20 protein-coding genes, 1 tRNA gene and 3 pseudogenes are annotated in these 26,616 nt (G+C 62.0%); 8 read left to right on the top strand and 16 right to left on the bottom strand.

Annotated elements, in window-relative coordinates; translation table 11 throughout:
* Positions 1-119: 119 nt before the first annotated feature.
* From ABMD26_RS10755 to ABMD26_RS10765, 3 genes are read left to right on the top strand one after another with little or no spacing between them, the layout of a single operon-like run.
* Positions 120-911 carry a MetQ/NlpA family ABC transporter substrate-binding protein gene (locus tag ABMD26_RS10755; protein ID WP_049861571.1) on the top strand — a complete coding sequence of 264 codons (792 nt, stop codon included), beginning with the start codon at positions 120-122 and terminating at the stop codon, positions 909-911.
* A 2-nt stretch (positions 912-913) separates the two neighbouring features.
* Entirely contained in the window at positions 914-2,047 is a 1,134-nt protein-coding gene (locus ABMD26_RS10760; RefSeq protein ID WP_134722734.1) for a methionine ABC transporter ATP-binding protein, read from the top strand.
* Positions 2,037-2,681 carry a methionine ABC transporter permease gene (locus ABMD26_RS10765; protein ID WP_049861569.1) on the top strand — a complete coding sequence of 215 codons (645 nt, stop codon included), beginning with the start codon at positions 2,037-2,039 and terminating at the stop codon, positions 2,679-2,681. The genes ABMD26_RS10760 and ABMD26_RS10765 overlap by 11 nt, the downstream gene beginning before the upstream one ends.
* Before the next feature lie 102 nt (positions 2,682-2,783).
* Here the strand turns inward: ABMD26_RS10765 and ABMD26_RS10770 are convergent.
* From ABMD26_RS10770 to dibA, 14 genes and pseudogenes are all read right to left on the bottom strand, one after another.
* Positions 2,784-3,098: pseudogene (locus ABMD26_RS10770) on the bottom strand (efflux RND transporter permease subunit); the annotation flags it as partial.
* An 85-nt stretch (positions 3,099-3,183) separates the two neighbouring features.
* Positions 3,184-3,498: pseudogene (locus ABMD26_RS10775) on the bottom strand (efflux RND transporter permease subunit); the annotation flags it as partial.
* An 85-nt stretch (positions 3,499-3,583) separates the two neighbouring features.
* Entirely contained in the window at positions 3,584-6,643 is a 3,060-nt protein-coding gene (locus ABMD26_RS10780; RefSeq protein ID WP_134722733.1) for an efflux RND transporter permease subunit, read from the bottom strand.
* A complete protein-coding gene (locus ABMD26_RS10785) occupies positions 6,640-7,710 on the bottom strand; it encodes an efflux RND transporter periplasmic adaptor subunit (protein ID WP_134722732.1) in 1,071 nt (356 codons plus the stop codon). Before ABMD26_RS10785 ends, ABMD26_RS10780 begins: the two co-directional genes overlap by 4 nt.
* A complete protein-coding gene (locus tag ABMD26_RS10790) occupies positions 7,707-8,786 on the bottom strand; it encodes an efflux RND transporter periplasmic adaptor subunit (RefSeq protein ID WP_134722731.1) in 1,080 nt (359 codons plus the stop codon). The genes ABMD26_RS10785 and ABMD26_RS10790 overlap by 4 nt, the downstream gene beginning before the upstream one ends.
* 155 nt (positions 8,787-8,941) lie before the next feature.
* Complete coding sequence (locus ABMD26_RS10795; protein ID WP_134722730.1) at positions 8,942-9,724, bottom strand: MetQ/NlpA family ABC transporter substrate-binding protein; 783 nt, start codon at positions 9,722-9,724, stop codon at positions 8,942-8,944.
* Positions 9,725-9,824: 100 nt separating this feature from the next.
* The gene (locus ABMD26_RS10800) at positions 9,825-10,766 is read right to left on the bottom strand and encodes a sigma 54-interacting transcriptional regulator (protein ID WP_134722729.1); all 942 of its coding nucleotides are present in this window, start codon (positions 10,764-10,766) and stop codon (positions 9,825-9,827) included.
* A 53-nt stretch (positions 10,767-10,819) separates the two neighbouring features.
* Positions 10,820-11,401: an alpha/beta hydrolase gene (locus tag ABMD26_RS10805; protein ID WP_134722728.1), complete on the bottom strand. Its 582-nt coding sequence runs from the start codon at positions 11,399-11,401 to the stop codon at positions 10,820-10,822.
* Positions 11,402-11,707: 306 nt separating this feature from the next.
* Positions 11,708-12,697 carry a sulfate/molybdate ABC transporter ATP-binding protein gene (locus tag ABMD26_RS10810; protein ID WP_049859008.1) on the bottom strand — a complete coding sequence of 330 codons (990 nt, stop codon included), beginning with the start codon at positions 12,695-12,697 and terminating at the stop codon, positions 11,708-11,710.
* Positions 12,698-12,700: 3 nt separating this feature from the next.
* Positions 12,701-13,567, bottom strand: coding sequence for a sulfate ABC transporter permease subunit CysW (gene cysW, locus ABMD26_RS10815; RefSeq protein WP_056844569.1), 867 nt, complete (start codon positions 13,565-13,567; stop codon positions 12,701-12,703).
* 14 nt (positions 13,568-13,581) lie between these two features.
* Complete coding sequence (gene cysT / locus ABMD26_RS10820; protein ID WP_056844570.1) at positions 13,582-14,400, bottom strand: sulfate ABC transporter permease subunit CysT; 819 nt, start codon at positions 14,398-14,400, stop codon at positions 13,582-13,584.
* 135 nt (positions 14,401-14,535) lie between these two features.
* The gene (locus ABMD26_RS10825) at positions 14,536-15,546 is read right to left on the bottom strand and encodes a sulfate ABC transporter substrate-binding protein (RefSeq protein ID WP_049859005.1); all 1,011 of its coding nucleotides are present in this window, start codon (positions 15,544-15,546) and stop codon (positions 14,536-14,538) included.
* Positions 15,547-15,604: 58 nt separating this feature from the next.
* Positions 15,605-15,787, bottom strand: coding sequence for a sulfur starvation response protein OscA (oscA, locus tag ABMD26_RS10830; RefSeq protein WP_043191814.1), 183 nt, complete (start codon positions 15,785-15,787; stop codon positions 15,605-15,607).
* A gap of 115 nt (positions 15,788-15,902) precedes the next feature.
* Entirely contained in the window at positions 15,903-17,771 is a 1,869-nt protein-coding gene (gene dibA / locus ABMD26_RS10835) for a phosphodiesterase DibA (RefSeq protein WP_354309458.1), read from the bottom strand.
* Positions 17,772-17,918: 147 nt separating this feature from the next.
* On the opposite strand from dibA, the gene desA reads away from it, so the two are divergent.
* Positions 17,919-19,103, top strand: a complete 1,185-nt coding sequence (desA, locus tag ABMD26_RS10840; RefSeq protein WP_090361892.1) for a delta-9 fatty acid desaturase DesA — start codon at positions 17,919-17,921, stop codon at positions 19,101-19,103.
* Positions 19,104-19,265: 162 nt separating this feature from the next.
* On the top strand, positions 19,266-20,255 hold the full coding sequence (locus tag ABMD26_RS10845) for a GGDEF domain-containing protein (RefSeq protein ID WP_049859012.1): 990 nt from the start codon (positions 19,266-19,268) through the stop codon (positions 20,253-20,255).
* 289 nt (positions 20,256-20,544) lie between these two features.
* On the opposite strand, the gene gabT is transcribed toward ABMD26_RS10845, so the two are convergent.
* The gene (gabT, locus tag ABMD26_RS10850; RefSeq protein ID WP_043191825.1) at positions 20,545-21,825 is read right to left on the bottom strand and encodes a 4-aminobutyrate--2-oxoglutarate transaminase; all 1,281 of its coding nucleotides are present in this window, start codon (positions 21,823-21,825) and stop codon (positions 20,545-20,547) included.
* A 125-nt stretch (positions 21,826-21,950) separates the two neighbouring features.
* The gene (gabD, locus tag ABMD26_RS10855) at positions 21,951-23,393 is read right to left on the bottom strand and encodes an NADP-dependent succinate-semialdehyde dehydrogenase (protein WP_056844575.1); all 1,443 of its coding nucleotides are present in this window, start codon (positions 23,391-23,393) and stop codon (positions 21,951-21,953) included.
* 309 nt (positions 23,394-23,702) lie between these two features.
* Between gabD and ABMD26_RS10860 the strand changes: the two genes are divergently transcribed.
* The 3 genes and pseudogenes from ABMD26_RS10860 (at position 23,703) to ABMD26_RS22210 (ending at position 26,088) form a co-directional block, all read left to right on the top strand.
* Positions 23,703-23,779: transfer RNA gene (locus tag ABMD26_RS10860), tRNA-Arg, on the top strand.
* 404 nt (positions 23,780-24,183) lie between these two features.
* Positions 24,184-25,233: pseudogene (locus ABMD26_RS22205) on the top strand (methyl-accepting chemotaxis protein); the annotation flags it as partial.
* Positions 25,234-25,374: 141 nt separating this feature from the next.
* On the top strand, positions 25,375-26,088 hold the full coding sequence (locus ABMD26_RS22210; protein ID WP_414704832.1) for a methyl-accepting chemotaxis protein: 714 nt from the start codon (positions 25,375-25,377) through the stop codon (positions 26,086-26,088).
* Positions 26,089-26,616: the final 528 nt, after the last annotated feature.

Raw genomic sequence — 26,616 nt, forward strand, 5'->3', positions numbered from 1 at the left:
GGCAGAAGGCTCAGCCGCCCGCCCCGCTCCCACAATTAACGAGCGCACGCTCATGTGGGAGCGGGCTCTGCCCGCGAAGACGCCCTCCCAACCCCCACAAAAACCAATGGACCAACACCATGCTCAAACCCACCCTGCTACTCGCCCTCACCCTCCTCACCGGCCTGGCCCACGCCGCCGATGACAAGCCCCTGATCGTCGGCACCACCGCCGCCTTCGCCATTCCCCTGGAAACCGCCGTGGAGGAAGCCAAGAAAGAGGGCCTGACCGTCAAACTGGTGGAATTCACCGACTGGATCGCACCCAACGTCAGCCTCGCCGCCGGCGACATCGACGTGAACTACTTCCAGCACATCCCCTTTCTGGAAAACGCCAATACCCAGGCCGGCACCGACCTGGTGCCCTATGCACCGGGCATCATCAACAACGTCGGGCTGTATTCCAAACGCTACAAGAGCTTCGACGAGCTGCCCAAGGGCGCCAGCGTGGCCATCGCCAACGACCCGATCAACAGCGGTCGCGGCCTGCAACTGCTGGCCAAGGCCGGCTTGATCACCCTCAAGCCGGGGGTTGGCTACAAGGCCACCGAAGACGACATCCTCACCAACCCCAAGGGCATCAAGATTCTCCAGGTCGAAGCCGTGCAACTCGTGCGCGCCTACGACGACGCCGATCTGGTGCAGGGCTACCCGGCCTACATTCGCCTGGCCAAGACCTTCGATGCCGGCTCGGCCTTGCTGTTCGACGGCCTCGACCATCCCGAGTACGTGATCCAGTTCGTGATCAAGCCCGAGCGCAAGGATGATCCGCGCCTGGCCAAGTTCGTGGATATCTACCAACACTCGCCGGTCGTGCGCGCTTCGCTCGACAAGATCAACGGCAAGCTCTACCAAGTCGGCTGGAAGGAGTGAGTATGCCCACCACCAATGTCCAACGCCGGCTGGCCGATACCGCCGGCCTTGCCCGGCAGCCTGCCGAAACCCTGGAGCTGCACCCGCAACTGGCCAACAGCCTGGTGCGCTTCATCGGCGTCGGCAAGACCTATGAGGGCGCGCAGGGTCCGGTGCAGGCCCTGCAAGGTATCGACCTGACCATCGAGCGCGGTGAAGTGTTCGGCATCATCGGCCGCAGCGGCGCCGGCAAGTCGTCGCTGATCCGCACCATCAACCGGCTGGAACAGCCCAGCAGCGGGCGCGTGCTGATCGATCAGGTGGACATCGGTGATTTCGACGAGGATCGCCTGGTGGCGCTGCGGCGACGCATCGGCATGATCTTCCAGCACTTCAACCTGATGTCGGCGAAAACCGTGTGGCAGAACGTCGAGCTGCCACTCAAGGTCGCCGGCGTGCCCCAGGCCGAGCGCTGGCGCAAGGTCGGTGAACTGCTCGAACTGGTCGGCCTGCAGGGCAAGCGCGACGCGTACCCGGCGCAGTTGTCCGGCGGGCAGAAGCAGCGCGTCGGCATTGCCCGCGCGCTGGTCCACGACCCGCAGATCCTGCTGTGCGACGAAGCCACTTCGGCGCTGGATCCGGAGACCACCGAATCGATCCTGGCGCTGTTGCGCGACATCAATCGGCGCCTGGGGCTGACGATCATTTTGATCACCCACGAAATGGCCGTGATCCGTGCCATCTGCGACCGCGTGGTGGTGCTCGAGGGCGGCCAGGTGGTCGAGCAGGGGCCGGTGTGGCAGGTCTTCGGCGACCCTCGGCACGAGGTCAGCCGCACCCTGCTGGCACCGTTGCAACACGGCCTGTCCGATGAGCTGCGAGCACGTCTGCGCAGTACGGCGCCGATACCCGAGGCCGCGCTGGTGTTGCGCCTGGGCGTGACCGGGGCACAGGCCGGCGAAGCGGATCTGTCCTCACTGTTCAACCTGCTGGGCGGTCAGGTCAGCCTGCTGCAGGGCGGGATCGAACGCATTCAAGGGCGGGCGCTGGGCAGCCTGGTCGTGGCGGTGAGCAATTCGCCCCATGACCGTGAGCATCTGCTGCAACGCGCCCGGCAATGGGCACAAAAGGTAGAGGAGCTGGGCTATGTGGTTTGATCGTCTGCTGCAGGGCGCCCTCGACACCTTGTTGATGGTGGGCGTTTCGTCGTTGATCGCGTTGCCGGTGGGAGTCGTGATGGCGGTGGTGCTGGTCACCAGCGACCGAGGCGGCATCTACCAGGCGCCGGCGCTGAACCGCGTGCTGGGCGCGTTCGTCAATCTGTTCCGATCGGTGCCGTTCCTGATCCTGATGGTGGCGCTGATCCCGTTCACTCGGTTGATCGTGGGTACCACCTATGGGGTGTGGGCAGCGGTGGTGCCGTTGACCATCGCTGCGACGCCGTTCTTTGCGCGCATCGCCGAGGTTAGCCTGCGTGAGGTCGACCATGGCCTGATCGAGGCTGCGCAGGCCATGGGCTGCCGACGCTGGCATATCGTCTGGCACGTGCTGCTGCCCGAGGCTCGGCCCGGCATCGTCGCCGGTTTCACCATCACCGTGGTGACCATGATCAATTCATCGGCCATGGCGGGCGCCATCGGCGCCGGTGGGCTGGGCGACATCGCCTACCGCTACGGCTACCAGCGTTTCGACAGCCAGATCATGCTCACGGTGATCGTCCTGCTGGTGGCCCTGGTGACCTTGATCCAGTTCAGCGGCGACCGGCTGGCGCGGGTGCTCAACAAGCGCTAGTCCCCATACCGCAGCGCCCCCTTCGCGGGCAGAGCCCGCTCCCACAGGGGTTACGCGTTCCTTGTGGGAGCGGGCTCTGCCCGCGAAGAGGCCCTCAGCTCATCAAGCCTCCTTCCCCTCGCCCTCACCTTCCTTGATCCGATACCAGGCCACATACAGCGCCGGCAGGAACAACAGGGTCAGCAAGGTCGCCACCACGATCCCGCCGATCATCGCGTAAGCCATCGGCCCCCAGAACACCTCACGAGCGATCGGGATCATGCCCAAACTGGCCGCCGCTGCGGTGAGCAGGATCGGCCGACGACGATGCTCGGTCGCCTCCAGCACGGCGTCCCACGGCTTGTAGCCATCACGCTCGTAGGCATCGATCTGGGTCACCAGAATCACCGAGTTGCGGATGATGCAAGACCGCAGCGCCCCCTTCGCGGGCAGAGCCCGCTCCCACAGATGAGACGGTGATCATGTGGGAGCGGGCTCTGCCCGCGAAGAGGCCCTCAGCTCATCAAGCCTCCTTCCCCTCGCCCTCACCTTCCTTGATCCGATACCAGGCCACATACAGCGCCGGCAGGAACAGCAGGGTCAGCAAGGTCGCCACCACGATCCCGCCGATCATCGCGTAGGCCATCGGCCCCCAGAACACCTCACGAGCGATCGGGATCATGCCCAAACTGGCCGCCGCTGCGGTGAGCAGGATCGGCCGACGACGATGCTCGGTCGCCTCCAGCACCGCGTCCCACGGCTTGTAGCCATCACGCTCGTAGGCATCGATCTGGGTCACCAGAATCACCGAGTTGCGGATGATGCAAGACCGCAGCGCCCCCTTCGCGGGCAGAGCCCGCTCCCACAGATGAGACGGTGATCATGTGGGAGCGGGCTCTGCCCGCGAAGAGGCCCTCAGCTCATCAAGCCTCCTTCCCCTCGCCCTCACCTTCCTTGATCCGATACCAGGCCACATACAGCGCCGGCAGGAACAACAGGGTCAGCAAGGTCGCCACCACGATCCCGCCGATCATCGCGTAAGCCATCGGCCCCCAGAACACCTCACGAGCGATCGGGATCATGCCCAAACTGGCCGCCGCTGCGGTGAGCAGGATCGGCCGACGTCGATGTTCGGTTGCCTCCAGCACCGCGTCCCACGGCTTGTAACCATCGCGCTCGTAGGCATCGATCTGGGTCACCAGAATCACCGAGTTGCGGATGATGATACCGATCAGGGCCAATATCCCCAGGATCGCCACGAAGCCCATGGGCGTCCCGGTCGGCACCAACGCCAACACCACGCCGATGATGCCCAGCGGCGCCACGCTGGCCACCAGGAACATCTTCTGCACACTGTGCAGCTGAATCATCAGGAAGGTCGCCATCAGGAACAGCATCAACGGCACCACCTTGGCGATCGGGCCCTGCGCCTTGCCGCTTTCCTCGACCGTACCGCCGGTGGCCACCTTGTAGCCCACCGGCAGGTCTGCGGCGAATTTCTCGATCTCGGGCTTGAGCTGGGCCACCAGGTCGGTCGGCTGGATATCGTCGCTGACCGCCGCCTTCAAGGTGATGGTCGGCAGGCGATCACGCCGCCACACCAGCGGCTGCTCCAGCTCGTAGCGCACGGTGGCGAACGCCAAGAGCGGAATCGACGTCCCGCTGGGCGTGACGATCTGCAGGTTCTGCAGGGTTTCCGGCGAGCCGCGCTCGGCATCGTTGGCCCGGCCCACCACGTTGACCAGGTAGATATCGTCGTTGACCTGGGTCACCGCCGAACCGCTGACGATGGTGTTCATCAGCTTCGCCACGTCCTCGGACGACAACCCCAACTGCCGGGCCTTGTCCTGGGCGATGTCGATGCGCAGCACTTTGCCTGGCTCGTTCCAGTCGTAGATCATTTCGCCGATGTGCGCGTTATGGTCCAGCAGGGTGGCCAGCTCGATGGCGTGCTTGCGCACCTGATCGATGTCCTTGCCGCTGACCCGGTACTGGATCGGCCGCCCCACGGGTGGGCCCATTTCCAGCGCCTGGACATAGGTGCCGATGCCCACGAAGTCATCACGCAGACGCTTTTTCAGGCGCTCGGTCAAGGCCCCGCGTTCTTCCAGACCCTTGCTGACAATCACCAGCTGGGCGTAGTACGGGTTCTCCAGTTGCTGGTCCAAGGGCAGATAGAAACGAATCGCGCCCTGACCGATGTAGGTGCTCCAGCGGACGATGTCCGGATCATCCTTGAGCGTCGCTTCCAGACGATCGACCGCCTGGCGCGTCTCGTTGATCGAGGCGTTCTGCGGCAGGTTCAGGTCCACCAGAATTTCCGGCCGGTCGGACGATGGGAAGAACTGGTTCTGTACGAAGCGCATGCAGAACAGCGCTGCGGCGAACAGCAGCAAGGTGCCAATGATCGTCAGCCAACGGTGGCGCATGCAGCCCAGCAGCCCACTGTGGAACCAGCGTGCGACGCGTCCGGGTTGCTCCGGCTTGGGTTTGACGTTCTTGCTCAGGATATGCACGCCGATGACCGGCGCGAACAGCACCGCCACCACCCACGACACCAGCATGGCCACCGCAATCACGGCAAACAGGGTGAAGGTGTACTCACCTGCCGAGCTGGCGTTCAAACCGATCGGCACGAAGCCCGCCACGGTGACCAGCGTGCCGGTGAGCATCGGGAATGCGGTGGAGGTGTAGGCGAAGGTAGCCGCGTCCTCCTTGCTGTCACCTGCCTCCAGGCGGGTGACCATCATCTCCACGGTGATCATCGCATCGTCGACCAGCAGGCCCAGGGCGATGATCAACGCCCCCAGGGAAATACGCTGCATGGTGATGCCGCTGTACTCCATGAACACGAAGACCATGGCCAGCACCAACGGAATCGAGCAGGCCACGACCAGACCGGCGCGCACGCCGAGGCTGACGAAGCTGACGATCAGCACGATCACCACGGCCTCGAACAGCGCGCTGGTGAACCCACCGACCGCCTTCTCGACCACCTCGGCCTGGTCCGACACCTTGTGCACGCCCACGCCCACGGGCAGCTGCGCGGTCAACTCGTCCATGCGCTTATGCAGCGCGGTACCGAATTCCTGAATGTTGCCGCCGTCCTTCATGGCGATGGCCAAGCCGATGGCAGGCTGGCCGTTGTAACGGAACATCGGCGCGGCCGGGTCCTTGTAGCCACGTTCGATGTCGGCGATGTCGGTCAGCCGATAGAAACGGTCGTTAAGCCTGAGGTTGACCGTTTCCAGGTCCTTCTCCGACTTGAACTGCCCCGAGGTTCGCACCGAAATGCGCTCGGGCCCTGCCTCGATCACACCGGCCGGCGTCACCGCGTTCTGCGCCTGAAGCGCACCCACCACCTGTTGCTGATCCAGGCCCAGCGCTGCGAGTTTGCGCGTGGAGAAATTCAGGTAGATGACTTCGTCCTGCTGACCTACCAGCTGCACCTTGCCCAAGTTGTCGACCTGGCGAATCTCGGCGCGCACCTGTTCCACGTAGTCGCGCAGCTGCCGCATGCTCAGGCCGTCGGCGGTGAAGGCATAGATGGAGCCGAACACGTCACCGAATTCGTCGTTGAACGACGGCCCCTGCAAGCCTTGGGGAAAGGTCCCGCGAATGTCGTCGACCTTCTTGCGCACCTGGTACCAGATCTGCGGAATCGCCTTGGCACTGGTGGTATCGCGCAGGTACACGAACACAGTGGATTCGCCAGGGCGCGTGTAGCTCTTCACGTAGTCCAGCGAGTCCAGCTCTTCGAGCTTCTTCTCGATGCGGTCGGTGACCTGCTTGAGCGTTTCTTCTTGCGTCGCCCCGGGCCAGCGGCTCTGGATGACCATGGTCTTGATGGCGAACGCCGGGTCTTCTTCACGGCCCAGATTGAAATAGGAAAACACGCCCATCAGCAGGCCGACGAACATCAGGTACCAGACGAAGGACTGGTGCTTGAGCGCCCAGTCGGACAGGTTGAAACTTCCCTTCATTGCCGGCTCGCCTCGTCCAGTTTGATTTTCTGCCCAGGTTTCAGGCTATTGACGCCAGCGCTGACCACGCGCTCGCCCGCCTGCACACCGCTGCCCACCACCACGACGCCACGGTCGCGGCTGAGCACGGTGACCTGCTGCGGGTTCACGGTCTTGTTCTGGACGTCCACCCGCCACACCTGGGTCTTGCCGTCGATCTCCTGCACGGCGGTTTCCGGCAGCTCCAGGCGCTGCGCGATGCTGGAACTCAAAGTGACGCTGATCGCCGTACCCAGGCGCAGGCCCGCAGGGCTCTCACGCAGGGTCAGGCGTGCGCGACGGGTGCGCGTGGAGCTGTCGGGCCGTGGTTCCAGCTCGCGCAAGGTACCCGTGGTCGCAACGCTGGGGTCAAGCTGGGACTGCACGTGGAATTCCACGCCGGCAGGCAGGGTCTCGGCGAGCCCGGCGGGCAGGTCGATGACCGCCTCCTTGACGTCGGGACGGGCGAGGACCACCACTTCTTCACCGGCGCTGACCACCTGCCCGACTTCCACTTTCCACTGGTTGACCACCGCGGCATGGTCGGCACGCAGTTCGCTGTAGCTCAACTGGTCCTTGGCCTGGCTGACGGCGGCCTTGGCCTGATCGAGCGAAGACTGCGCGGTTTTCAGGTCGGTCTGGGCGATGTCCAGCCCGGCCTGCGCACCGACGCCACGGTCGAACAGCTCCTGCTGACGCCGCGCGTTGGCCTGGGCATTGATGAACTGCGCCTGGACGCGGGCCAGATCACCCTGGTTGGCGCGCAACTGGTTCTGCTGGTCAGTGGGGTCGAGGGTGGCCAGCAACTGGTTTTTCTCCACCTGGCTGCCGACATCCACCGCGCGCCGGGCAATGCGTCCGGACACGCGGAAACCCAAGGTGCTTTCATAGCGCGCCTGGATATTACCGGCGAAGCGACCCAGGCTTTGCTGGTCCAGGCCCTTGACCTCCACCGACAACACCGGACGGATGGGCTCGGGGGCCGGCTCTTCCTTCGAACAGCCTGCCAGCAACAGCACGGCCGCAGACAACGCGATCACCGCTTTCATGGCTGACGCTCCTGGGCAATTTCCACCTGCATGTCGGGGTGCAACAACTGCCCCCCGGCCACCACCACGCGGTCGCCATTGCTCAAGCCATTGGCGATCACCACCTTGGCAGTCAGGTAACGGCCCACCTCGACCTTGCGCAGACTGACCTTGTCGCCTTCCCCGACCACCCACACGGCAGGCTCTTCGATGTCCTTGGTGAGCGCCGACCACGGCAGTTCGACACTGGTCTTGCCCGGCCCATCGAGCGAGGCGTTGACCACCGACCCCAGATCCATGCCCTTGGGCACGCCCTGCAGGGCAATCTTGACGCGCACCGTGCCGGTCTGCGCGGACACCGCCGGGGTGACTTCGCGCACGGTGCCGGTGGTCTTGATCGCCGGGTCGTCGAGCAGGCTGACGGTGATCGGCTGTTTTCCACCCGGCTGGGCGAACAGCGATTCATACACATCGAAGACCGCATCGCGGTCACCGTCGCGGGCCAGACCGAAGATCGGCGCGGTGGCCTGCACCACCTGGCCCACCTCGGCCTGGCGTGCGGTGATCACGCCCGGGGCATCGGCCACCAGATCGGTGTAGCTCAACTGCTCGCGAGCGTTGGCCAACTGGGCATTGGCTGCCGCCAGCGAGCTCTGCGCACCGCGCAGCGCCGCCTGGGCGGAGTCGTATTCACTCTGGCTGGTATAGCCCTTGGGCAGCAGCTTCTGCTGACGCACGAAGGCCGCCGACGTCTGCTTCACGCGGGCCTGTTCGGCGGCCACTGCAGCCTTGGCCGAGTCGACGTTGGTCTGCAGGTCCTTGGGGTCCAGGCGGGCCAGGACTTGCCGCGCGCTGACGTGGTCGCCCACATCCACCATGCGCTGGATGATCTTGCCGCCGACGCGGAATGACAACTGGGTCTGGATGCGGGCCTGCACATCGCCGGTGAGATTGACGGCGGCGGCGAATTCGCCGCTCTGCACCTTCTCCACGCGCACGCGTGGGTGCGTCGGCTCGATAGGCTTGTCTTCACCACAGCCGGTCAGCGCGATGAACAAGAGACCAACCCCTACAACCTTCCAACGAGGACCAGCCATGCAGGCTCCTTTGCGTGCGCTGTGATGCTAGGTGTGTATGCGACTGTGAGCGGGGTTCGAGGTTCATTTGCCGGGGAGGGCCACGTCCGGACACAGCAAAACGCCGACACTGTACAAGCTGTCGGCGCTCAGGTGAACTGTCGTGACGCTCGGAATCAGAACGCTGGCAATACTGCGCCGCTGTACTTCTTCTCGATGAATGCCTTCACTTCCGGGCTGGTCAGCGCCTTGGCCAGCTTCTGCATGGCCGGGCTGTCCTTGTTGTCCGGACGGGCCACCAGGAAGTTCACGTAAGGCGAATCCGAACCTTCGATGACCAAGGCGTCCTTGGCCGGGTTCAGGCCCGCTTCCAGTGCGTAGTTGGTGTTGATCATGTCCAGATCAACCTGATCCAGCACACGCGGCAGCATGGCCGATTCCAGTTCCTTGAACTTGAGGTTCTTGGGGTTGCTGGCGATGTCCTTCGGAGTGGCCAGAGCGTTGCCCGGATCCTTCAGGGTGATCAGGCCGGCTTTCTGCAGCAGGATCAATGCACGGCCGCTGTTGCTGCCCTCGTTGGGGATGGCCACGGTCGCGCCGTCCTTGAGTTCGCTCAGCGATTTGACCTTCTTGGAGTAACCGCCGAAGGGCTCGACGTGCACGCCGATCACGGTGACCAGGTTGGTGCCCTTGCCCTTGTTGAAGCTTTCCAGGTACGGCAGGGTCTGGAAGTAGTTGGCGTCCAGACGTTTCTCGTTGACCTGCACGTTGGGTTGCACGTAGTCGGTGAAGACCTTGATGTCCAGGTCAACGCCTTCCTTGGCCAGGGTCGGCTTGATCAGCTCGAGGATCTCGGCGTGGGGGACCGGTGTGGCCGCGACCACGAGTTTGTCTGCCGCGTTGGCCAGGCCGAAAGACAGGGAGGCCGCCAGAGCGGTGAACAGCAAAGCCTTCTTCATGCTAAGTCCTTGAAATTGGGTGCCGGCGGCAGCAAATGGCCAGCCTTGCGCGGACAATACCCGGAATTAATATTCCTACAAATACCTTTTAGTTCGCTGCTTATGCCTTTTTGTGCAAGCGCTCTAGGTGGCGGGTCAGCACTGCAGCCAAGGCCGTCGGGTCGACGTGCTCGAGCGCCTGGGTCAGTTGCCGTTCGATATGCCCCAGGGTGTCCGCTGCCGAAGGCAGATTGAGATGCTCGGGAAGGATCTCGTCGCCGCTGCTCACCAGCAGGGCAAAATGGATGACGTTTTCCAGCTCGCGGGTGTTGCCGGGCCAGTCGTGTCGCTCCAGCACCTGCTGCGCCTGGGCGCTGATCAGCGGCACCGCCAGGTTCAGGCGGTGGCTGTAGATGCCCAGGAAATACTCGGCCAGGGCCAGAATATCGCCGATCCGCTCACGCAACGGCGGCAGCGTCAGACGGCCTTCGCCCAGATAGGCATACAGGCGCTCGTTGAATTTGCCAGCCGCCACGGCCTGGGCCAGATCGATGCTCGACGCGGCCACCAGGCGCACGTCTACCGGATTGGGCTGGGCCGCGCCAACGCGCGTGACTTCGTGGGTTTCCAGTGCCGCGAGCAATTTGGTCTGGATGGCCAGCGGCAGGTCGGCGATCTCGTCCAGGTACAGCGTGCCGCCGTTGGCCGAGCCGAACCAGCCGGCCCGGCTGCTGGCCGTACCGCTGTGGGCGCCTGCGCTGTAGCCGAACAGTTCGGCATCGGCGTAGGTCGGGCTGATCGCACCGCAGTTGACCGAAACGAATAGCCCACCGCGATCACTGGCCCGGTGGATGTGCCGGGCGAGCAGCTCCTTGCCGGTCCCGCTCTCGCCATGGATCAGCACCGGCAACGCCCTGGGCGCCAGCCGTTCGAGCTCTTCGCGCAAGCGCCGCGAGCGCGGGTCGACAAACACCAGTGCCTTGGCACGAATGCTCAGCGGGCTCTTGTCGGCGTCGGGAAAGGTCAGCAGCGGCTGGCCGAAGGTGTCGTGGTATGCAGTCATGGGCAAAGCTCCCACCGGCCTGAACGCAGGCGGCGTACTCGGTTTTCAGGCAATCAGGCGCGCAGCTGGGTGTGCTGGTCCATGCGACTCTGCAGGCGGTACAGGTAGGCGAAACCCTGTTCCCAGCGCTGATGCCCGGACTTGACGTTGATATGTCCAGCACCCGCCAGAATGCCCGCTTCGGCCCCCCAGTCGCGGGCCAGTTGCAAGGCCCGTGGGGCGCTGGCGGCAGAGTCGTTGTCCGAGCCCACCACTTGGCTGGGGAACGGCAACAGGTGCTTGGGAATCGGTGCAAAGTTGCGCAGGGCCGGCGAGCAGGCTGGCCGCTCGACATCCGCTGGCGCTACCAGCAACGCGCCACGGACCTTACGCAGCGAAACCAGCGACGCGCTGGCCGACCAGTGTGCAACCGTCACGCAGCCCAGGCTATGGGCAATGAGAATCACCGGATCGGCGCTGGCATTCACGGCCCGGTCCAGCGCCGCCACCCAGTCTTCACACCGAGGCGTGAGCCAATCGTCCTGCTCGACCCGCGCGCTGTTGGGCAAACTTCGTTGCCAGTGGCTTTGCCAATGGTCATCGGGCGAGCCCTGCCAGCCTGGCACGATCAGATAGCGGATCGACTCATTGCGCATGGGATGCGCCTCCTGCGAACGTTGCGTTGGAGGCCAGTATAGGGAAAGGAGTTATACGCGTTAAGGAATAAGAAGCTATTTGGTAATAACCAAAGATTCCATTAATGCGCTACATCAAACCCGGACGCGGCTCGCGCCGCTGCTACAGGTGCGCGCGATCTCCTGTAGCAGCGGCGCAAGCCGCGTCGGCGGCACATGCGGTACGCCTGACACACCGCACCAAACCCGCACACGGCTCGCACAATCTCCTGTAGCCGCGGTGCGAGCCGCGTCGGCGGCACATGCGGTACGTCTGACGCGCCGCCGCTACAGGCCTGACGCCTTCTGCCAAACCTTGGGCTTGAAGAACAACGTCTCGCCCCGCGCCAGACCGCTCAGGCTGTCATGGTCCTTGACCACTTCCGCCTCGATCAGATCGCTCTGCCCTTCGACCTTCAACGTCACCCGCGTGGTCGCGCCCAACGGGCGGATGTCACGCACCTCGGCAGCATGATGGTCCTCCAACTCATGGCGCGACAGTGACACTTCGTGCGGACGAAACAGCACATGCTCCTCACCGCCCAACTGCAGACGGTTGGAATCACCCAGGAAGTGGTACACGAAATCGCTGGCCGGATTTTCGTACACATCGCCCGGCGAGCCGATCTGTTCGATGACCCCCTTGTTCATCACCACGATGCGATCGGCCACTTCCATGGCCTCTTCCTGGTCATGGGTAACGAAGACCGACGTCAGGTTGATGTCCTCGTGCAGACGAGCCAACCAGCGGCGCAGTTCCTTGCGCACCTTTGCGTCGAGCGCACCAAAGGGCTCGTCGAGTAGCAACACCTTGGGCTCGACCGCCAGCGCCCGGGCCAGGGCGATACGCTGGCGCTGGCCACCGGACAACTGCTCGGGATAGCGATCGTGCAACCAGTCCAGCTGCACCATGTTCAACAGCTCATGCACCTTCTGCGCAATCACCGTTTCAGTCGGCCGCTCGCGCTTGGGCTTCATGCGCAAGCCGAAGGCCACGTTGTCGAACACCGTCATGTGCCGGAACAACGCATAGTGCTGGAACACGAAACCGACATTGCGATCGCGCACATCATGGCCGGACACGTCCTCGCCATGGAACACGATGTTGCCCTGATCGGGAGTTTCCAGCCCGGCGATGATGCGCAGCAAGGTGGTCTTGCCGCACCCGGACGGGCCCAGCAAAGCCACCAGCTCGCCACTCTGGATGTCCAGATTGATGGAGTCCAGGGCCTGGAAGGCATTGAAACGCTTGCTGACGTTACGAACTTCGATCGACATTAATCATTCCTCCGCGGCGCTGTTGCGCAGGCGGTCAATACGGGACTCGCTCCACTGCTTGAGCAGCAGGATGAAGAGCGCCAGGATCAGCAAAAGGCTCGCAACGGCAAAGGCGGCGACGTGGTTGTATTCGTTGTAGAGGATCTCCACGTGCAACGGCAGGGTGTTGGTCACGCCACGAATGTGGCCGGACACCACCGATACGGCCCCGAACTCACCCATCGCCCGCGCGGTACATAGCACCACGCCATAGATCAGCCCCCACTTGATGTTCGGCACGGTGACGTGCCAGAACATCTGCCAACCGTTCGCACCCAGCAGGCGCGCCGCCTCCTCTTCCTGCGTGCCCTGCTCCTGCATCAGCGGGATCAGCTCACGGGCCACGAACGGCACGGTGACGAAGATCGTCGCCAGCACGATGCCGGGCAAGGCGAACACGATCTGGATGTCATGGTCCTGCAGCCACGGCCCCAACAGGCCCTGAGCGCCGAACATCAGCACATAGACCAGACCGGCGATGACCGGCGATACGGAGAACGGCAGATCGATCAGGGTGACCAGAATGCTCTTGCCACGAAACGAATACTTGCTCACGCACCACGCCGCGCTGACGCCAAAAACCAGGTTCAGCGGCACCGAGATGAGCACGGCGAACACGGTCAGCTTGAGCGCCGACAACGCATCAGGCTCGAAGATGGCGGCAAAGAACGTCCCCAGGCCTTGCTTCAGGCCCTGGGATACGACGATGAGCAACGGCAACAACAGAAACACGGCGAAGATCAGCCAACCCAGGGCGATCAACACCCGCCGCGAAGTGGCGCTGCCACGGCGGGCCGCATTGGTGGAGGCAGCAATGGAAGATGCAGACATGTGCGGAGCCTCCTTCAAGGGGTTTCGATGCGCCGCTGCAAAAGATTGATCAGCAGCAGCAGAATGAAGGAAACCACCAGCATCATCACGCCGATGGCCGTGGCGCCGGTGTAGTCGTATTGGTCCAGCTTGACCATGATCAGCAGCGGCAGGATCTCGGTCTTCATCGGCATGTTGCCGGCAATGAAAATGACCGAGCCGTACTCGCCCACGCCTCGGGCGAAGGCCAGGGCGAAGCCGGTGAGCCAGGCGGGCAACAGCGCCGGTGCCAGGATGAAGCGGAACACCTGCAAAGGCTTGGCACCCAGGCAGGCCGCAGCTTCCTCGACCTCACGCGGAATGTCGGCCAGCACCGGTTGCACCGTGCGCACCACGAACGGCAAGGTGACGAAGGTCAATGCGAGGGTGATCCCCAGCGGGGTGTAGGCGATCTTGAAGCCCAGATCGGCAGCGAACTGCCCGACCAGACCATTGGGCGCGTACAACGCGGTCAGGGCAATGCCTGCCACGGCCGTGGGCAGGGCGAACGGCAGGTCGATCATCGCATCGATGATCTTGCGTCCGGGGAAGGTGTAGCGCACCAGCACCCAGGCCAGCAGCGTGCCGATCACACCGTTGATGATGGCCGCGCACAACGCCGTGCCGAAACTCAGTTTCAACGCAGCGAGAACGCGGGGTGCCGTGACGATGGTCCAGAACTGTTCCCAGGTCAGCTGCGCGGCATGCACGAACATGGCGGCCAGGGGGATCAGCACAATCAGGCTGAGGTACACGACGGTGTAGCCCAGCGTCAGCCCGAAGCCGGGTATGACGGGGGAGATACGACGCGACATAGAAGTCCTTGATGAATACGGTTTACGCAATCGGGCCTCTTCGCGGGCAGAACCCGCTCCCACAGGGTCAACGGTGACCTGTGGGAGCGGGCTCTGCCCGCGAAGAGGCCAGCCGCCTCAACACATGTCTATAACTTATTGAGCCTGATAAATCTGGTCGAACACCCCACCGTCATTGAAGAATTTGGGCTGCGCCGTTTTCCATCCGCCAAAATCCTTATCGATAGTGACCAGATTCAACGCCGGAAATTGCTTCTCGTACTTGGCCGCCACGTCCTTGTCGCGCGGACGATAGAAGTTCTTCGCCGCGATTTCCTGGCCAGCCGGGCTGTACAGGTGCTTGAGGTAAGCCTCGGCGATTTCCTCGTTGCCTTTCTTCTTCGCGTTCTTGTCGACCACCGCCACTGGCGGCTCGGCGAGGATGGACAGCGAAGGCACGACGATGTCGAACTTGTCCGCGCCGCCATCTTCCTTCAGTGCCAGGAACGCTTCGTTTTCCCAGGCCAGCAGCACATCACCCTGGCCGTTGTTGACGAAGGTAATGGTCGAACCGCGCGCACCGGTGTCGAGGATCGGCACATGCTTGAACAGCGTCTGCACGTATTCCTTGGCCTTGGCCTCATCGCCACCACCGGCTTTCAGGCCATAGGCCCAGGCGGCCAGGAAATTCCAGCGGGCACCGCCAGAGGTTTTCGGATTGGGGGTGATCACCGAGACATCGTTCTTGATCAAATCGCCCCAGTCCTTGATGCCCTTGGGGTTGCCCTTGCGCACCAGGAACACGATGGTCGAGGTGTACGGCGTGCTCGCATCCGGCAGGCGGGTCTGCCAGTTCTCCGGAAGCGATTTACCCAGCTTGCTGATTTCGTCGATGTCGCCCGCCAGCGCCAGGGTCACCACATCGGCGGGCAGACCATCGATCACCGCACGGCCCTGCTTGCCCGAACCGCCATGGGACTGCTTGATCGACACGTTGTCGCCGGCGTGTTCTTTCTTCCAGAAGTTGACGAACTCAGCGTTGTATTCCTGGTACAGCTCGCGGGTCGGATCGTAGGACACGTTGAGCAGCTCGTAGTCCTTGGCGACTGCGGAACCGGCAAATACGGCGCTGGCGAGGGCTGCCAAGGCATAACGGCGGATAGACATGGACGAAGCTCCTGGAATGGCGGGTGTTTTTCTTATGACTGATACGCAGGGCGCGTATTCAGCTGGGCTTGTTGCCCGGGTTCTGCAAGCGGAATTTTTCCTTGCGCTCGATCTGCACGACTTGAGCGTTGTGAACGGTGATCTCCACCGCACCGAAACGCAGGTCGCGCAGCGCGCTCTGAATTTCTCGCAGAATGGTGGCTTCGTCCTGTCCTTCTACGCTGCGTAGCGATGCGCTCATGATCATGCTCCTGGGTAAGGGGGTGCCAAGGTGGCGTGAGCGCGATATTAGAGAGGTCCTATTATTCTTAAAAATACTGTTTAAGAATTTTCATATAACCAAACGTGTTTTTTGGCTATTCGCTGCATCGCCATGGCAATGCGCTGGCCTCCACCGGGCGACCGAACCAGTAGCCCTGGCCAAGTCCGCACCCATGTTCCAGCAGAAACCGAGCCTGGCTAACCTGCTCGATGCCCTCGGCATGCACCTGCATGCCCATGCTGCGAGCCAAGGCGATGATCGCCGTGGTAATCGCCACATCGTCCTCGTCACCCGGTAGGCCGGCAACGAAACCCTGGTCGATCTTGAGCTTGTGCACCGGCAGGCGCTTGAGCCTGAGCAGGGATGAATAACCGGTGCCGAAATCGTCGATCGCCAACTGCAGGCCCAGGTCGCGCAGGTGATGCAGCTGCTCGAGGGCACGGTCCGGATCATCCATCACCGCACTTTCAGTGACTTCCAGTTCCAGGTGCGCAGGCGCCAGCTGCGTTTCGGCCAGGACCTTCTCGACCTGCCGGCAGAGATCATGGTGGCTGAACAGACGGCTGGAGATGTTCACCGCCACGAAATCCAGTGCCTTGCCCTCGACCTGCCACTGGCGCATCTGCCGACAGGCGGTGGCCAGCACCCAGGTGTCGATCTCGGCGATCAGACCGCTACGCTCGGCGATCGGTATGAACTGTCCCGGCGGCACCAGCCCGCGCTCGGGGTGTTGCCAGCGCACCAGCGCTTCCACCCCGACCATGGCGGTGTCGCGCAGTGCATGCACCGGCTGGTAATGCACGCACAGCTGACCATCCGCCAAAGCCTGCCGCAGTTCAGCGGTCACTTCGATGTGCTGCTGGGCGCGCGCAGTCAGCTCTTCGGTGTACAAGGCATAGCTCGAACGCCCCCGCGCCTTGGCCTGGAACAGCGCCGAATCGGCGTTGCGCAACAGTTGTTCGGCGCCTTGGGCATCGTCGGGAAACAGGCTGATGCCCATGCTGGCGCTGATGAACAAGGTGTGGCCATCGATGACGAAAGGTGCTCGCATGCCTTCAAGCAGTGCCTGCCCCAGCGCCGTCGCCTGACCGCTGCGCAACTCGCCTTCCACCAGCACGGCGAACTCATCCCCTCCCAGGCGGGCCAGGGTTACTTCTTCGCCCAGTCCCGACTGCAGCCGCTCGACCACCGCCATCAACAACCGGTCACCCACGCCATGACCGAAGCTGTCGTTGACGTTCTGGAAGTGATCGAGGTCGATCAACAGCAAGGCGCAGCTGCGGTGTGCAAGCCTGGCCGTGTTCAACGCGTGCTCGGCACGGCGGCTGAACAGCAGGCGGTTGGGCAGCCCGGTCAATGGGTCGTGCTGCGCCAGATGGGCCAGCTCGCGCTGTGAATGCCTGATCGCGCTGATGTCGGAGAACACCGCCACGTAATGGCTCAGCATTCCCCGATCATCGCGGACGGCGCGGATGGTCTGCCACTGTGGATAGATGTCACCACTCTTGCGACGGTTCCAGATCTCGCCGCTCCACTGACCGTGCTCGGCCAGCGTGCCGAACATCTGTTCATAGAAGGCTGGCGGGTGCTGCCCGGACTTGAACGTGCTCGGGTTCTGCCCCAGCACTTCGTGTTCGTCGTACCCGGTGATCGCCATGAAGGCACGATTGACCTGCAGGATGCGCCCTGCGGTATCGGTCACCAGCACGCCATCGGCGGTGCAGTCGAAGACCGCTGCCGCCAGGCGTCGGCTTTCGCGATTGGCCTGGCGCGCACGCTGCCAGGCGAAGGCAAAGGCACTGCCCAGCAGCCACACAGCGCAAGTGGCCAGATGAAGCTCCCATCGGGGCAGCGAGGCACCGAAAAGGCCTTTGGATAACCGATCGCACAACAGAAGCCACAACACGCAGACAATCAGGTAAATCACAACGGCGCGCGTTGTAACCCGAGATAAAACGGACATAGGGTCAATCGGCCCACATAAAATGTGTATCAATTATAGAATAGAAACATTCAGCGACTCTTCTTCAAAAGAGCGACTGGCTTTCTCTGATAGCTTGTCGATAATGCGCTGCACGCATTACCCACCCAACCGAGGGCCCTCCCGCCTATGTGGTACAACGGTTTTCTCGATCTGTCCGCCTGGCAAGTGGTGGCAGTCACGTTGTTGCTGACCCATGTCACCATTGTCGGTGTCACTGTCTATCTGCACCGCTATTCTGCCCACCGCTCCCTGGAACTCAACGCCGGGCTCAAGCACTTCTTCCGTTTCTGGCTCTGGCTCACCACTGCCCAGAACACCCGCGAGTGGACCGCTATCCACCGCAAGCACCACGCCAAATGCGAAACCGTCGACGACCCGCACAGCCCCGTCATCAAGGGCCTGGGCACCGTCATGCGCACCGGCGCCGAGCTCTATCGCAAAGAAGCTGAAAACCCCGACACCCTGCGCATCTATGGCAAGAACTGTCCCGAAGACTGGATCGAGCGCAACCTGTACTCACGCTTTCGCCTGAGCGGCGTGGCACTGATGCTGGTCATCGATCTGCTGCTGTTCGGCGCCCTGGGCCTGACGGTCTGGGCCGTGCAGATGATGTGGATTCCGTTCTGGGCCGCCGGCGTCATCAACGGGCTGGGTCATGCCGTGGGCTATCGCAACTTCGAATGCCGCGACGCGGCCACCAACCTGGTGCCCTGGGGCATCATCGTCGGCGGCGAAGAGCTGCACAACAACCACCACACCTACCCCAACTCGGCCAAGCTGTCGGTCAAGAAATGGGAGTTCGACATGGGTTGGGCCTGGATCAAGCTGTTCACCTGGCTGCGCCTGGCCAAGGTGCAGCGTGTGGCCCCGATCGCCCACCGCGTGGAAGGCAAGGGCCAACTCGACATGGACACCGCCATGGCGATCCTGAACAACCGCTTCCAGATCATGGCGCAGTACCGCAAGCTGGTCATCGCGCCCCTGGTGCAACAGGAACTGAGCAAGGTCGACGAATCGGTACGCCACCAATTCCGCCGCGCCAAGCGCCTGCTGTCCCGTGAAACCAGCCTGTTGGACGAGGGTCATCATCTGCATATCCAGACGATGCTCGAACACAGCCACCCCTTGAAAGTCATCTACGAAAAGCGCCTGGCCCTGCAACAGATCTGGGCGCGCACCAGTTCCAACGGGCATGATATGCTGGCCGCCATCAAGGATTGGATCCAAGAAGCGGAAGCCAGTGGTATCCACTCGTTGCGCGATTTTGCGACCCAGCTCAAGACCTACTCGTTGAGGCCTGCGGTAGCCTGAGCCGTTTATCGGTACGCCCCGGCCCCGGGGCGCGCCGATCGGAACTTCGTTACAATTTTCCGCTCTCAGACTCATAGCGCTACTGCCTGGGATCATGCCTTGGCCGCGCCTTTTTCGCGCATCCGTTCGCAGTAATCCCAACGCCTCTGAGATGCCGTGATGATGGTCAATAAAAAATTACCTTCTACACCCGTCAAGCCCTTACCCGAAGCCGCCGAAACCTTACTCGCCTTGATGCATGCCCAAGGTGAAGTCGCGCGGTTGAAAGAGCGCGAACAGCTATTCAGCTCGCTGTTGGTCAGCGTCAATGCGGTACTCTGGGCGTTCGATTGGGAAACGCAGCAGATGATCTACGTCAGCCCTGCCTACGAGCGGATCTTCGGTCGCTCGGTGGGGCTGCTCCTGGCCGACTACAACGAATGGCGCGACAGCATCTACCCTGACGATCTCGACTATGCCGACCGCAGCCTCGCCGAGGTCCTCGACAAGGGCGCCGTCGAAGATCGCGAATACCGCATCATCAGCGCCGACGGCCAGATCCGATGGCTCAGCGACAAATGCTTCGTCAGCCACCAGGCAGATCCCGGTCAGCGCGTCATCGTGGTGGGCATCGCCGAGGACATCACCGAAAAGAAGCACCTGGAAGGCGAGCTCCAGCGCCTCGCCACCACTGACGTACTGACCCAGAGCAGCAACCGCCGACACTTCTTCGAGTGCGCCCACCGCGAGTTCGAACAGTCCCGCCTCAACGACACACCGATGGCCTTCCTGCTGCTGGATATCGATGACTTCAAGATGATCAACGATACCTACGGTCACCAGGAGGGCGACCACGTGCTGCAACGGATTGCCGAAACCGGCCGCGCGGTGTTGCGCCGTGGTGACCTGTTCGGGCGCATCGGCGGTGAAGAGTTTGCCGCGGTGTTCCCAGGCTGCGCCCCAGACATGGCCATGCAGATCGCCGAGCGCCTGCAACGCGAAATCCAACGGATGAGCTTCAACCACAACGGCAAGAGCTATGGCGTCACCGTGAGCCAGGGCCTGACCAGCATTCAGCCCCAGGACGAAATGCTCGACTCACTCTTCTCGCGCTCCGACGCCGCCATGTACCAGGCCAAGCGCCAGGGCAAGAATCAGATCGTGCCCGCCTAGGTCACCGCATCAGCGAATCATCGGCGCCCCTCGCCACCCGTTCAGTTGCGACACCCCATTCTGAGTAGCCTCGCGGGTTTGCCTTGAGCGATTTGGGTGACATTTTCATCTCCCCCTAGCGATGCCATCTGCGCCGCGACATTCACAATCAAGTTTTCCTTCGAGTAGAACGGCCGTCTGCACATCACACAACAAGGGGGCATGCTGGCAACAGCATTTGTAGGCGCACTAAAACCACCCCATAAAAAAACCCGCCGAAGCGGGTTTTTCTATCAAGCAATCACATCACTCAAGCCAGTTCAGCGAAACACTCTTCGATGATGGCCAAGCCTTTGTTCAACTGCTCGTCTGGCGCGGTCAGCGGGACCAGGATGCGCAGGACGTTTCCGTAAGTACCGCACGACAGCAGGATCAAGCCCTTGTCGCGTGCCTTGGCCACGACCTGGGCCACGGCTGCGGCGTTCGGCTTGTGGGTGTCGCCGCCTTCGAACAGCTCGACGGCAATCATCGCGCCGAGTGCACGCACATCGCCGATGACCGGGTACTTGGACTGTATGGCACGCAGGCCTGCTACCAGGTGCTCGCCAACGGCCTTGCTGCGATCAAGCAGGTTTTCTTCCTCGAACACTTCCATCACGGCCAGTGCCGCAGCGCAGGCGATCGGGCTGCCGGCGTAGGTGCCGCCCAGGCCACCCGGTGCGATGGCATCCATGTACTCGGCCTTGCCGCACACACCGGCGAGCGGGAAGCCGCCAGCGATGGATTTGGCGAAGGTGGTCAGGTCGGGCGCAACGCCCATCTGCTCCATGGCGAAGAACGTGCCGGTACGGCCTGCGCCAGTCTGCACTTCGTCAGCGATCAAGAGGATGCCGTGCTGATCGCACAGGGCGCGCAGACGCTGCATGAAAGCCTTGGGCGCGACATAGAAACCGCCTTCGCCCTGCACCGGCTCCAGAATGATCGCGGCGATGTCACGGGCTTCGGCGTCGTTCTTGAAGATGCGCTCGATGCTGGCGATGGAATCGTCGACGCTCACGCCATGCAATTCGCAGGGGTACAGCGCACGGAACACACCGCCGGGCATCAGGCCCATGCCTGCCGAGTACGGCACGACCTTGCCGGTCAAGCCCAGGGTCATCATGGTACGACCGTGGTAGGCGCCGGTGAAGGCGATGACACCGGCGCGGCCGGTGGCGGCACGCGCGATCTTGATGGCGTTTTCCACGGCTTCGGAGCCTGTGGTCACCAGCAGGGTCTTCTTGTCGAAGTCGCCCGGTACCTTGGCGTTGATCTTCTCGCAGACCTCAACGTACGGCTCGTACGCCAGCACCTGGAAGCAGGTGTGGGTCAGCTTGTGCAATTGCGCCTGTACGGCGGCGATCACCTTGGGGTGGACGTGGCCGGTGTTGAGCACCGCGATACCGCCGGCAAAGTCGATGAACTCGCGGCCTTCGACGTCGGTGACGGTGGCGTTCTGCGCCGACTCGGCGAAGATCGGGTGAATCTGGCCCACGCCGCGTGGGACGGCCGCCTGGCGGCGTTGCATCAGGGATTCGTTGGTCTTGCTCATGAAATTCCTCATTCGCCGCTCATCGGTCGGCGTGATTCAAGGATTGAGCGGCCGGTGAGTACCGCAGCAGCATACGATGATCGACTGCTGCGGACGCCGGCCGCCAAGGGTGTCTGCGCGGTGGGTTACACCGAAATGCAGAGGTATTTGATTTCCAGGTAGTCTTCGATGCCGTACTTGGAGCCTTCACGGCCCAGGCCCGAAGCCTTGATGCCGCCGAATGGCGCCACTTCGTTGCTGATCAGACCGGTGTTGATACCGACCATGCCGTATTCCAGCGCTTCGGCCACACGGAACACCCGGCTCATGTCGCGGGCATAGAAGTACGACGCCAGGCCGAACTCGGTGTCGTTGGACATGGCGATCACTTCGGCCTCGTCCTGGAAGCGGAACAGCGGCGCCAGCGGGCCGAAGGTTTCTTCCTTGGCCACGGCGGCGTCCTTGGAGACGTTGACCAATACGGTCGGCTCGAAGAAGTTGCCCTGCAGTGCGTTGCCGCCGGTCAGCACGGTTGCGCCCTTGCCCACGGCATCGGCGATGTGTTCCTTGACCTTGGCCACGGCCTTGTCGTCGATCAGCGGGCCCGTGGTGGTGCCCTCTTCCAGACCGTTGCCGATCTTGAGCTTGCCCACCGCCACCTTCAGCTTCTCGGCGAACGCGTCATACACGCCGTCCTGCACATAGATGCGGTTGGCGCACACGCAGGTCTGGCCGTTGTTGCGGTACTTGGAAATGATCGCTCCCTCGACCGCCTTGTCCAGGTCGGCATCGTCGAACACGATGAAAGGCGCGTTGCCGCCCAGTTCCAACGAGACCTTCTTGATGTCCTTGGCACATTCGGCCATCAACTGGCGACCGATCTCGGTGGAGCCGGTAAAGCTCAGCTTGCGCACGATCGGGTTGCTGGTCAGCTCGCTGCCAATGTCGCCGGCGCTGCCGGTCACGACACTGAACACACCCTTCGGAATACCCGCGCGCTCGGCCAGTTCAGCTAGCGCCAGCGCCGAGAACGGCGTCTGCGAAGCAGGCTTGAGCACCATGGTGCAACCGGCAGCCAGCGCAGGACCCGCCTTGCGGGTGATCATCGCGGCGGGGAAGTTCCACGGTGTAATGGCCGCGGTCACGCCGATCGGCTGCTTGATCACGATCAGGCGCTTGTCCGGCTGGTGACCGGGAATGGTGTCGCCGTAGACGCGCTTGGCCTCTTCGGCAAACCACTCGATGAAGGACGCGGCGTAGGTGATCTCACCCTTGGCCTCGGCCAATGGCTTGCCCTGCTCCAGGGTCATGAGACGCGCGAGGTCATCCTGGTTCTCGATCATCAGTTCGAACCAGCGGCGCAGCTTGTTCGAGCGCTCCTTGGCGGTCAACGCACGCCAGGCCGGCAGTGCCTTGTCGGCAGCCTCGATGGCGCGACGCGTTTCAGCGGCGCCCATTTTCGGCACGGTGCCGAGGATTTCATTGGTAGCAGGGTTGCTGACCTTGATGGCCTGCCCACTGTCGGCGCCCAGCCACGCACCATCTATATAGGCTTGCTGGCGGAACAACGAGGTGTCTTTGAGCTGCATGTCGGCTTCCTTAACGGCGCCGTACGTGACGGCACGAATGGAGGGATGAGAAGGCGCCCGGGCTGAGGTGGAAATAGCGCATGGATGGACTCATGCGTTTCAGCGACCAGACAAGAGCGTTTGAAATCTCAAACGAATCCTAGGATCTATGGGGTGAAAGGACAATAGCCGTTCGAAAAAAAGAACGACAGGCCCCGCGAACGTGGGCTTGCCCAGCCTGTGCACCTGTCACCGTAGCAGATTACAAACGATGGGCCGGTTATCGCAATGGACGACCACCCCCGACATGGGTATCATGGCGCCCGCGTTGCACCAGTAGCTCAGCTGGATAGAGTACTGCCCTCCGAAGGCAGGGGTCGTGGGTTCGAATCCCGCCTGGTGCACCATTTTTTCCCTTCTGTAGTTCTGCGCTCCGCTTCGTCGTCCAAAGCCCGTCTCTCCAATGACCTTCGCCCCATCGATCATCCATCATGGTCGCTGCAGCAGCATGCCTGCCTCCCGACACCAGCTCGCTTTGCCAACTCAACCTTTCGCTGCCCGCTGTGCATGAGCTTGGGGATACCTCTCTGGGATTGAGGGTTCGCCTTATTCAAAAGAATTACCTTGAAATACTTACTTGAATAAATATCTCGAAAGCCAGTGAACTTTTTCCATACTTCGTAACATCAAGAATAAACACCTCCTCTAAAAATAGTTGTTAAAGATTTCCTGCTCGCAGCCGATGGCATTCACGCATCAATGGCATGGAGGGGCCGACTGGAAACCTAAAACATCTATTCGAGAGGCTTACATGTTTAACAATGCGTTGACCAACTTATCAGTCAGATTAAAGTTGGCACTCGGGTTCACGCTCGTGATCGTACTGACGGTCCTGATCGCCTTGACGGGCTGGCGAGGCATCGCCTCCATGAGTGAGCGCAGCGAGCGCATCACGGACATTGCCAAGCTCAGCACCCTGACCCGAGACATGCGCATAGCCCGACTGGTCTATGGCCAGAACTCTGACGACGCCAACGCCGCGACTTGGCTGAAGGCTTACGAAAATCTCGACAACCACCTCGCCTACCTCAACAGCGTATTGAACTCGGAGCTTAATATTCCTCATGTGAAAGCGGCCATGGTGGCCATGAAGGAATACAAGGATCATTACAACAGCATCATTGCTGCCACCCGCGCGCGGGAAGCCAGCAGGGATGTCTTCGGCACTGTGGCCGACACTGCAGACGCCAAGTTGCGACAGTTGAATGGGCGAGCCAATTCCATGGATGGCGACGCCACGCAACGCGAAGCGGTGCAACGGGCCCTCATGCTGTTTCAAAAAATGCGTTTCGATGTGCGTGGGTACACCTACACCCTCAAACCCGAGGCTCAACAGCTGGCCGCCGCCTCGATTGCCGCAGCCTCCGATTACATGAAAAGCCTGACAAGTTCCGGCATCGACGCCTCCGCTGTCGCCAGCCTGGTGGACTCGATGAACGCCTATGGATCCGCCATCAACGGATTCTCGTCTTCGCAAGCCACTATCAACCAAGGCCAGGCGGGGATCTCGAAGAACATCGAAGTCCTGCTCGGTTCGGCCAATCAACTGGCGCAGAACCAGGTAGCCTTGCGCCTTGCAGACGTCGATCAAGCCAACCGCATGTTGATTCTCTGGCTCGTCGCCGCGCTCATCGCCAGCGTCCTGGCGGCCTGGATCATCACCCGAATGATCGTCATTCCACTGCGTGAAACACTGCAGCTGGCTGACCGCGTGGCCAATGGCGACCTGACCCACAATGAAGCCCCAACGCGCAAGGATGAACTTGGCCTGCTGCAAACCAGCATGCACCGCATGACCTTGAATCTGCGCCAGTTGATCGGCGGCCTGCGCGATGGTGTTACCCAGATCGCAAGCGCTGCCGAGCAGCTTTCCGCCGTGACCGAGCAGACCAGCGCCGGAGTGAACAGCCAGCGCACTGAAACCGACCAGGTCGCCACGGCCATGAACCAGATGGCTGCCACCGTGCAGGAAGTTGCCCGCAATGCCGAGCAAGCTTCGAATGCCGCCGTCAGTGCCTCCCGAGAAGTGCGCGAAGGCGATGCCGTCGTTTCCAAGGCCGTCATTCAGATCGAAACACTTGCCACCGAGGTCGGGCGCTCCAAAGTTGCAATGGACGAGCTGAAACAGGAAAGCAACAAGATCGGTGGCGTGCTCGACGTGATCAAGGCAGTGGCCGAACAGACCAACTTGCTGGCCCTCAATGCCGCCATCGAAGCCGCACGCGCCGGTGAGGCCGGACGCGGCTTCGCCGTGGTCGCCGATGAAGTCCGCAGTCTTGCCCAGCGCACTCAGACTTCGACCGAAGAAATTGCGACCCTGATCGACGGTTTGCACAGCCGAACCGCACAAGTAGCGACCACCCTGGAAAACAGCCGCCTGCTGACCGATGACAGCGTTGCCTTGACCCGTGATGCAGGTACCTCCATAGGTAACATCAGCCGATCCATCACGACCATCGAATCGATGAACCAGCAAATAGCCGCCTCTGCCGAAGAGCAGAGCGCGGTGGCCGAGGAAATCAACCGCAGTGTGATCAACGTTCGGGACATCTCCGAGCAGACGGCTTCGGCGAGTGAGGAAACGGCATCGTCCAGCGTTGAGCTGGCACGATTGGGTGTGCATTTGCAGGGGCTGATGAGTAAGTTTGTGCTGTGATGTAGGGTTTGGGAAGGCTGAGACCGTGGGGAGCCTCAAGTGAGCGCTTGGGGCTTGTTTGGGGTAGTTACTGGATTGGGGCGGTTTGGGGCGAGATGAGTGCTTAGGCTCAGTGGTAACTCTTGGCTTCAAGCGCCTGAGCCGTCCCTCCCTAGCCGGTTTAGCAGCTTCTGCACGATCGAATCGAGCTTAGCGCCCGCTGTGACATGTGCCAGGGCGTTTTGAACTTCCTGGCTCTCAGCTATCAAGAGAGCAAAGACGTGCTGGGCATTGGGGTCGGCAGCCGTGGCTGTGAGGTCTTTGAGCTGCTCTGGTCTGCACATTTGCCACCATCGACAAGGTGGCGGTGCATTAGTCAGGATGAGTAGCTGCCAACCAGCTCCGAGACTTGAAATGGCTTGTTCCACAGCGATGTTTTTTCAATTTCATTGGCATCCCAGATTTGCCGATCAAACCTAAGTGCAATGTCTTGTTGGTTGAGGACGTGAGTCGAGTTCCTTTTATATTTAAATCACTAGCACTGGAGAC

Source organism: Pseudomonas sp. PvP001 (assembly GCF_040546375.1).
In the GTDB taxonomy this organism is placed as follows: Bacteria; Pseudomonadota; Gammaproteobacteria; order Pseudomonadales; family Pseudomonadaceae; genus Aquipseudomonas; species Aquipseudomonas coleopterorum.

What these genes read in the sequence shown, in the direction of transcription:
- oscA (WP_043191814.1), bottom strand. Translation starts at nt 15,787, where the DNA reads ATGAGCGCATCGCTACGCAGCGTAGAAGGACAGGACGAAGCCACCATT.
- ABMD26_RS10760 (WP_134722734.1), top strand. Translation starts at nt 914, where the DNA reads ATGCCCACCACCAATGTCCAACGCCGGCTGGCCGATACCGCCGGCCTT.
- gabD (WP_056844575.1), bottom strand. Translation starts at nt 23,393, where the DNA reads ATGCAGCTCAAAGACACCTCGTTGTTCCGCCAGCAAGCCTATATAGAT.
- ABMD26_RS10845 (WP_049859012.1), top strand. Translation starts at nt 19,266, where the DNA reads ATGGTCAATAAAAAATTACCTTCTACACCCGTCAAGCCCTTACCCGAA.
- ABMD26_RS10825 (WP_049859005.1), bottom strand. Translation starts at nt 15,546, where the DNA reads ATGTCTATCCGCCGTTATGCCTTGGCAGCCCTCGCCAGCGCCGTATTT.
- ABMD26_RS10785 (WP_134722732.1), bottom strand. Translation starts at nt 7,710, where the DNA reads ATGAAAGCGGTGATCGCGTTGTCTGCGGCCGTGCTGTTGCTGGCAGGC.
- ABMD26_RS10800 (WP_134722729.1), bottom strand. Translation starts at nt 10,766, where the DNA reads ATGACTGCATACCACGACACCTTCGGCCAGCCGCTGCTGACCTTTCCC.
- cysW (WP_056844569.1), bottom strand. Translation starts at nt 13,567, where the DNA reads ATGTCTGCATCTTCCATTGCTGCCTCCACCAATGCGGCCCGCCGTGGC.
- dibA (WP_354309458.1), bottom strand. Translation starts at nt 17,771, where the DNA reads ATGTCCGTTTTATCTCGGGTTACAACGCGCGCCGTTGTGATTTACCTG.
- desA (WP_090361892.1), top strand. Translation starts at nt 17,919, where the DNA reads ATGTGGTACAACGGTTTTCTCGATCTGTCCGCCTGGCAAGTGGTGGCA.
- cysT (WP_056844570.1), bottom strand. Translation starts at nt 14,400, where the DNA reads ATGTCGCGTCGTATCTCCCCCGTCATACCCGGCTTCGGGCTGACGCTG.
- ABMD26_RS10755 (WP_049861571.1), top strand. Translation starts at nt 120, where the DNA reads ATGCTCAAACCCACCCTGCTACTCGCCCTCACCCTCCTCACCGGCCTG.
- ABMD26_RS10780 (WP_134722733.1), bottom strand. Translation starts at nt 6,643, where the DNA reads ATGAAGGGAAGTTTCAACCTGTCCGACTGGGCGCTCAAGCACCAGTCC.
- ABMD26_RS10810 (WP_049859008.1), bottom strand. Translation starts at nt 12,697, where the DNA reads ATGTCGATCGAAGTTCGTAACGTCAGCAAGCGTTTCAATGCCTTCCAG.
- ABMD26_RS10765 (WP_049861569.1), top strand. Translation starts at nt 2,037, where the DNA reads ATGTGGTTTGATCGTCTGCTGCAGGGCGCCCTCGACACCTTGTTGATG.
- ABMD26_RS10805 (WP_134722728.1), bottom strand. Translation starts at nt 11,401, where the DNA reads ATGCGCAATGAGTCGATCCGCTATCTGATCGTGCCAGGCTGGCAGGGC.
- ABMD26_RS10795 (WP_134722730.1), bottom strand. Translation starts at nt 9,724, where the DNA reads ATGAAGAAGGCTTTGCTGTTCACCGCTCTGGCGGCCTCCCTGTCTTTC.
- ABMD26_RS22210 (WP_414704832.1), top strand. Translation starts at nt 25,375, where the DNA reads ATGAACCAGATGGCTGCCACCGTGCAGGAAGTTGCCCGCAATGCCGAG.
- gabT (WP_043191825.1), bottom strand. Translation starts at nt 21,825, where the DNA reads ATGAGCAAGACCAACGAATCCCTGATGCAACGCCGCCAGGCGGCCGTC.
- ABMD26_RS10790 (WP_134722731.1), bottom strand. Translation starts at nt 8,786, where the DNA reads ATGGCTGGTCCTCGTTGGAAGGTTGTAGGGGTTGGTCTCTTGTTCATC.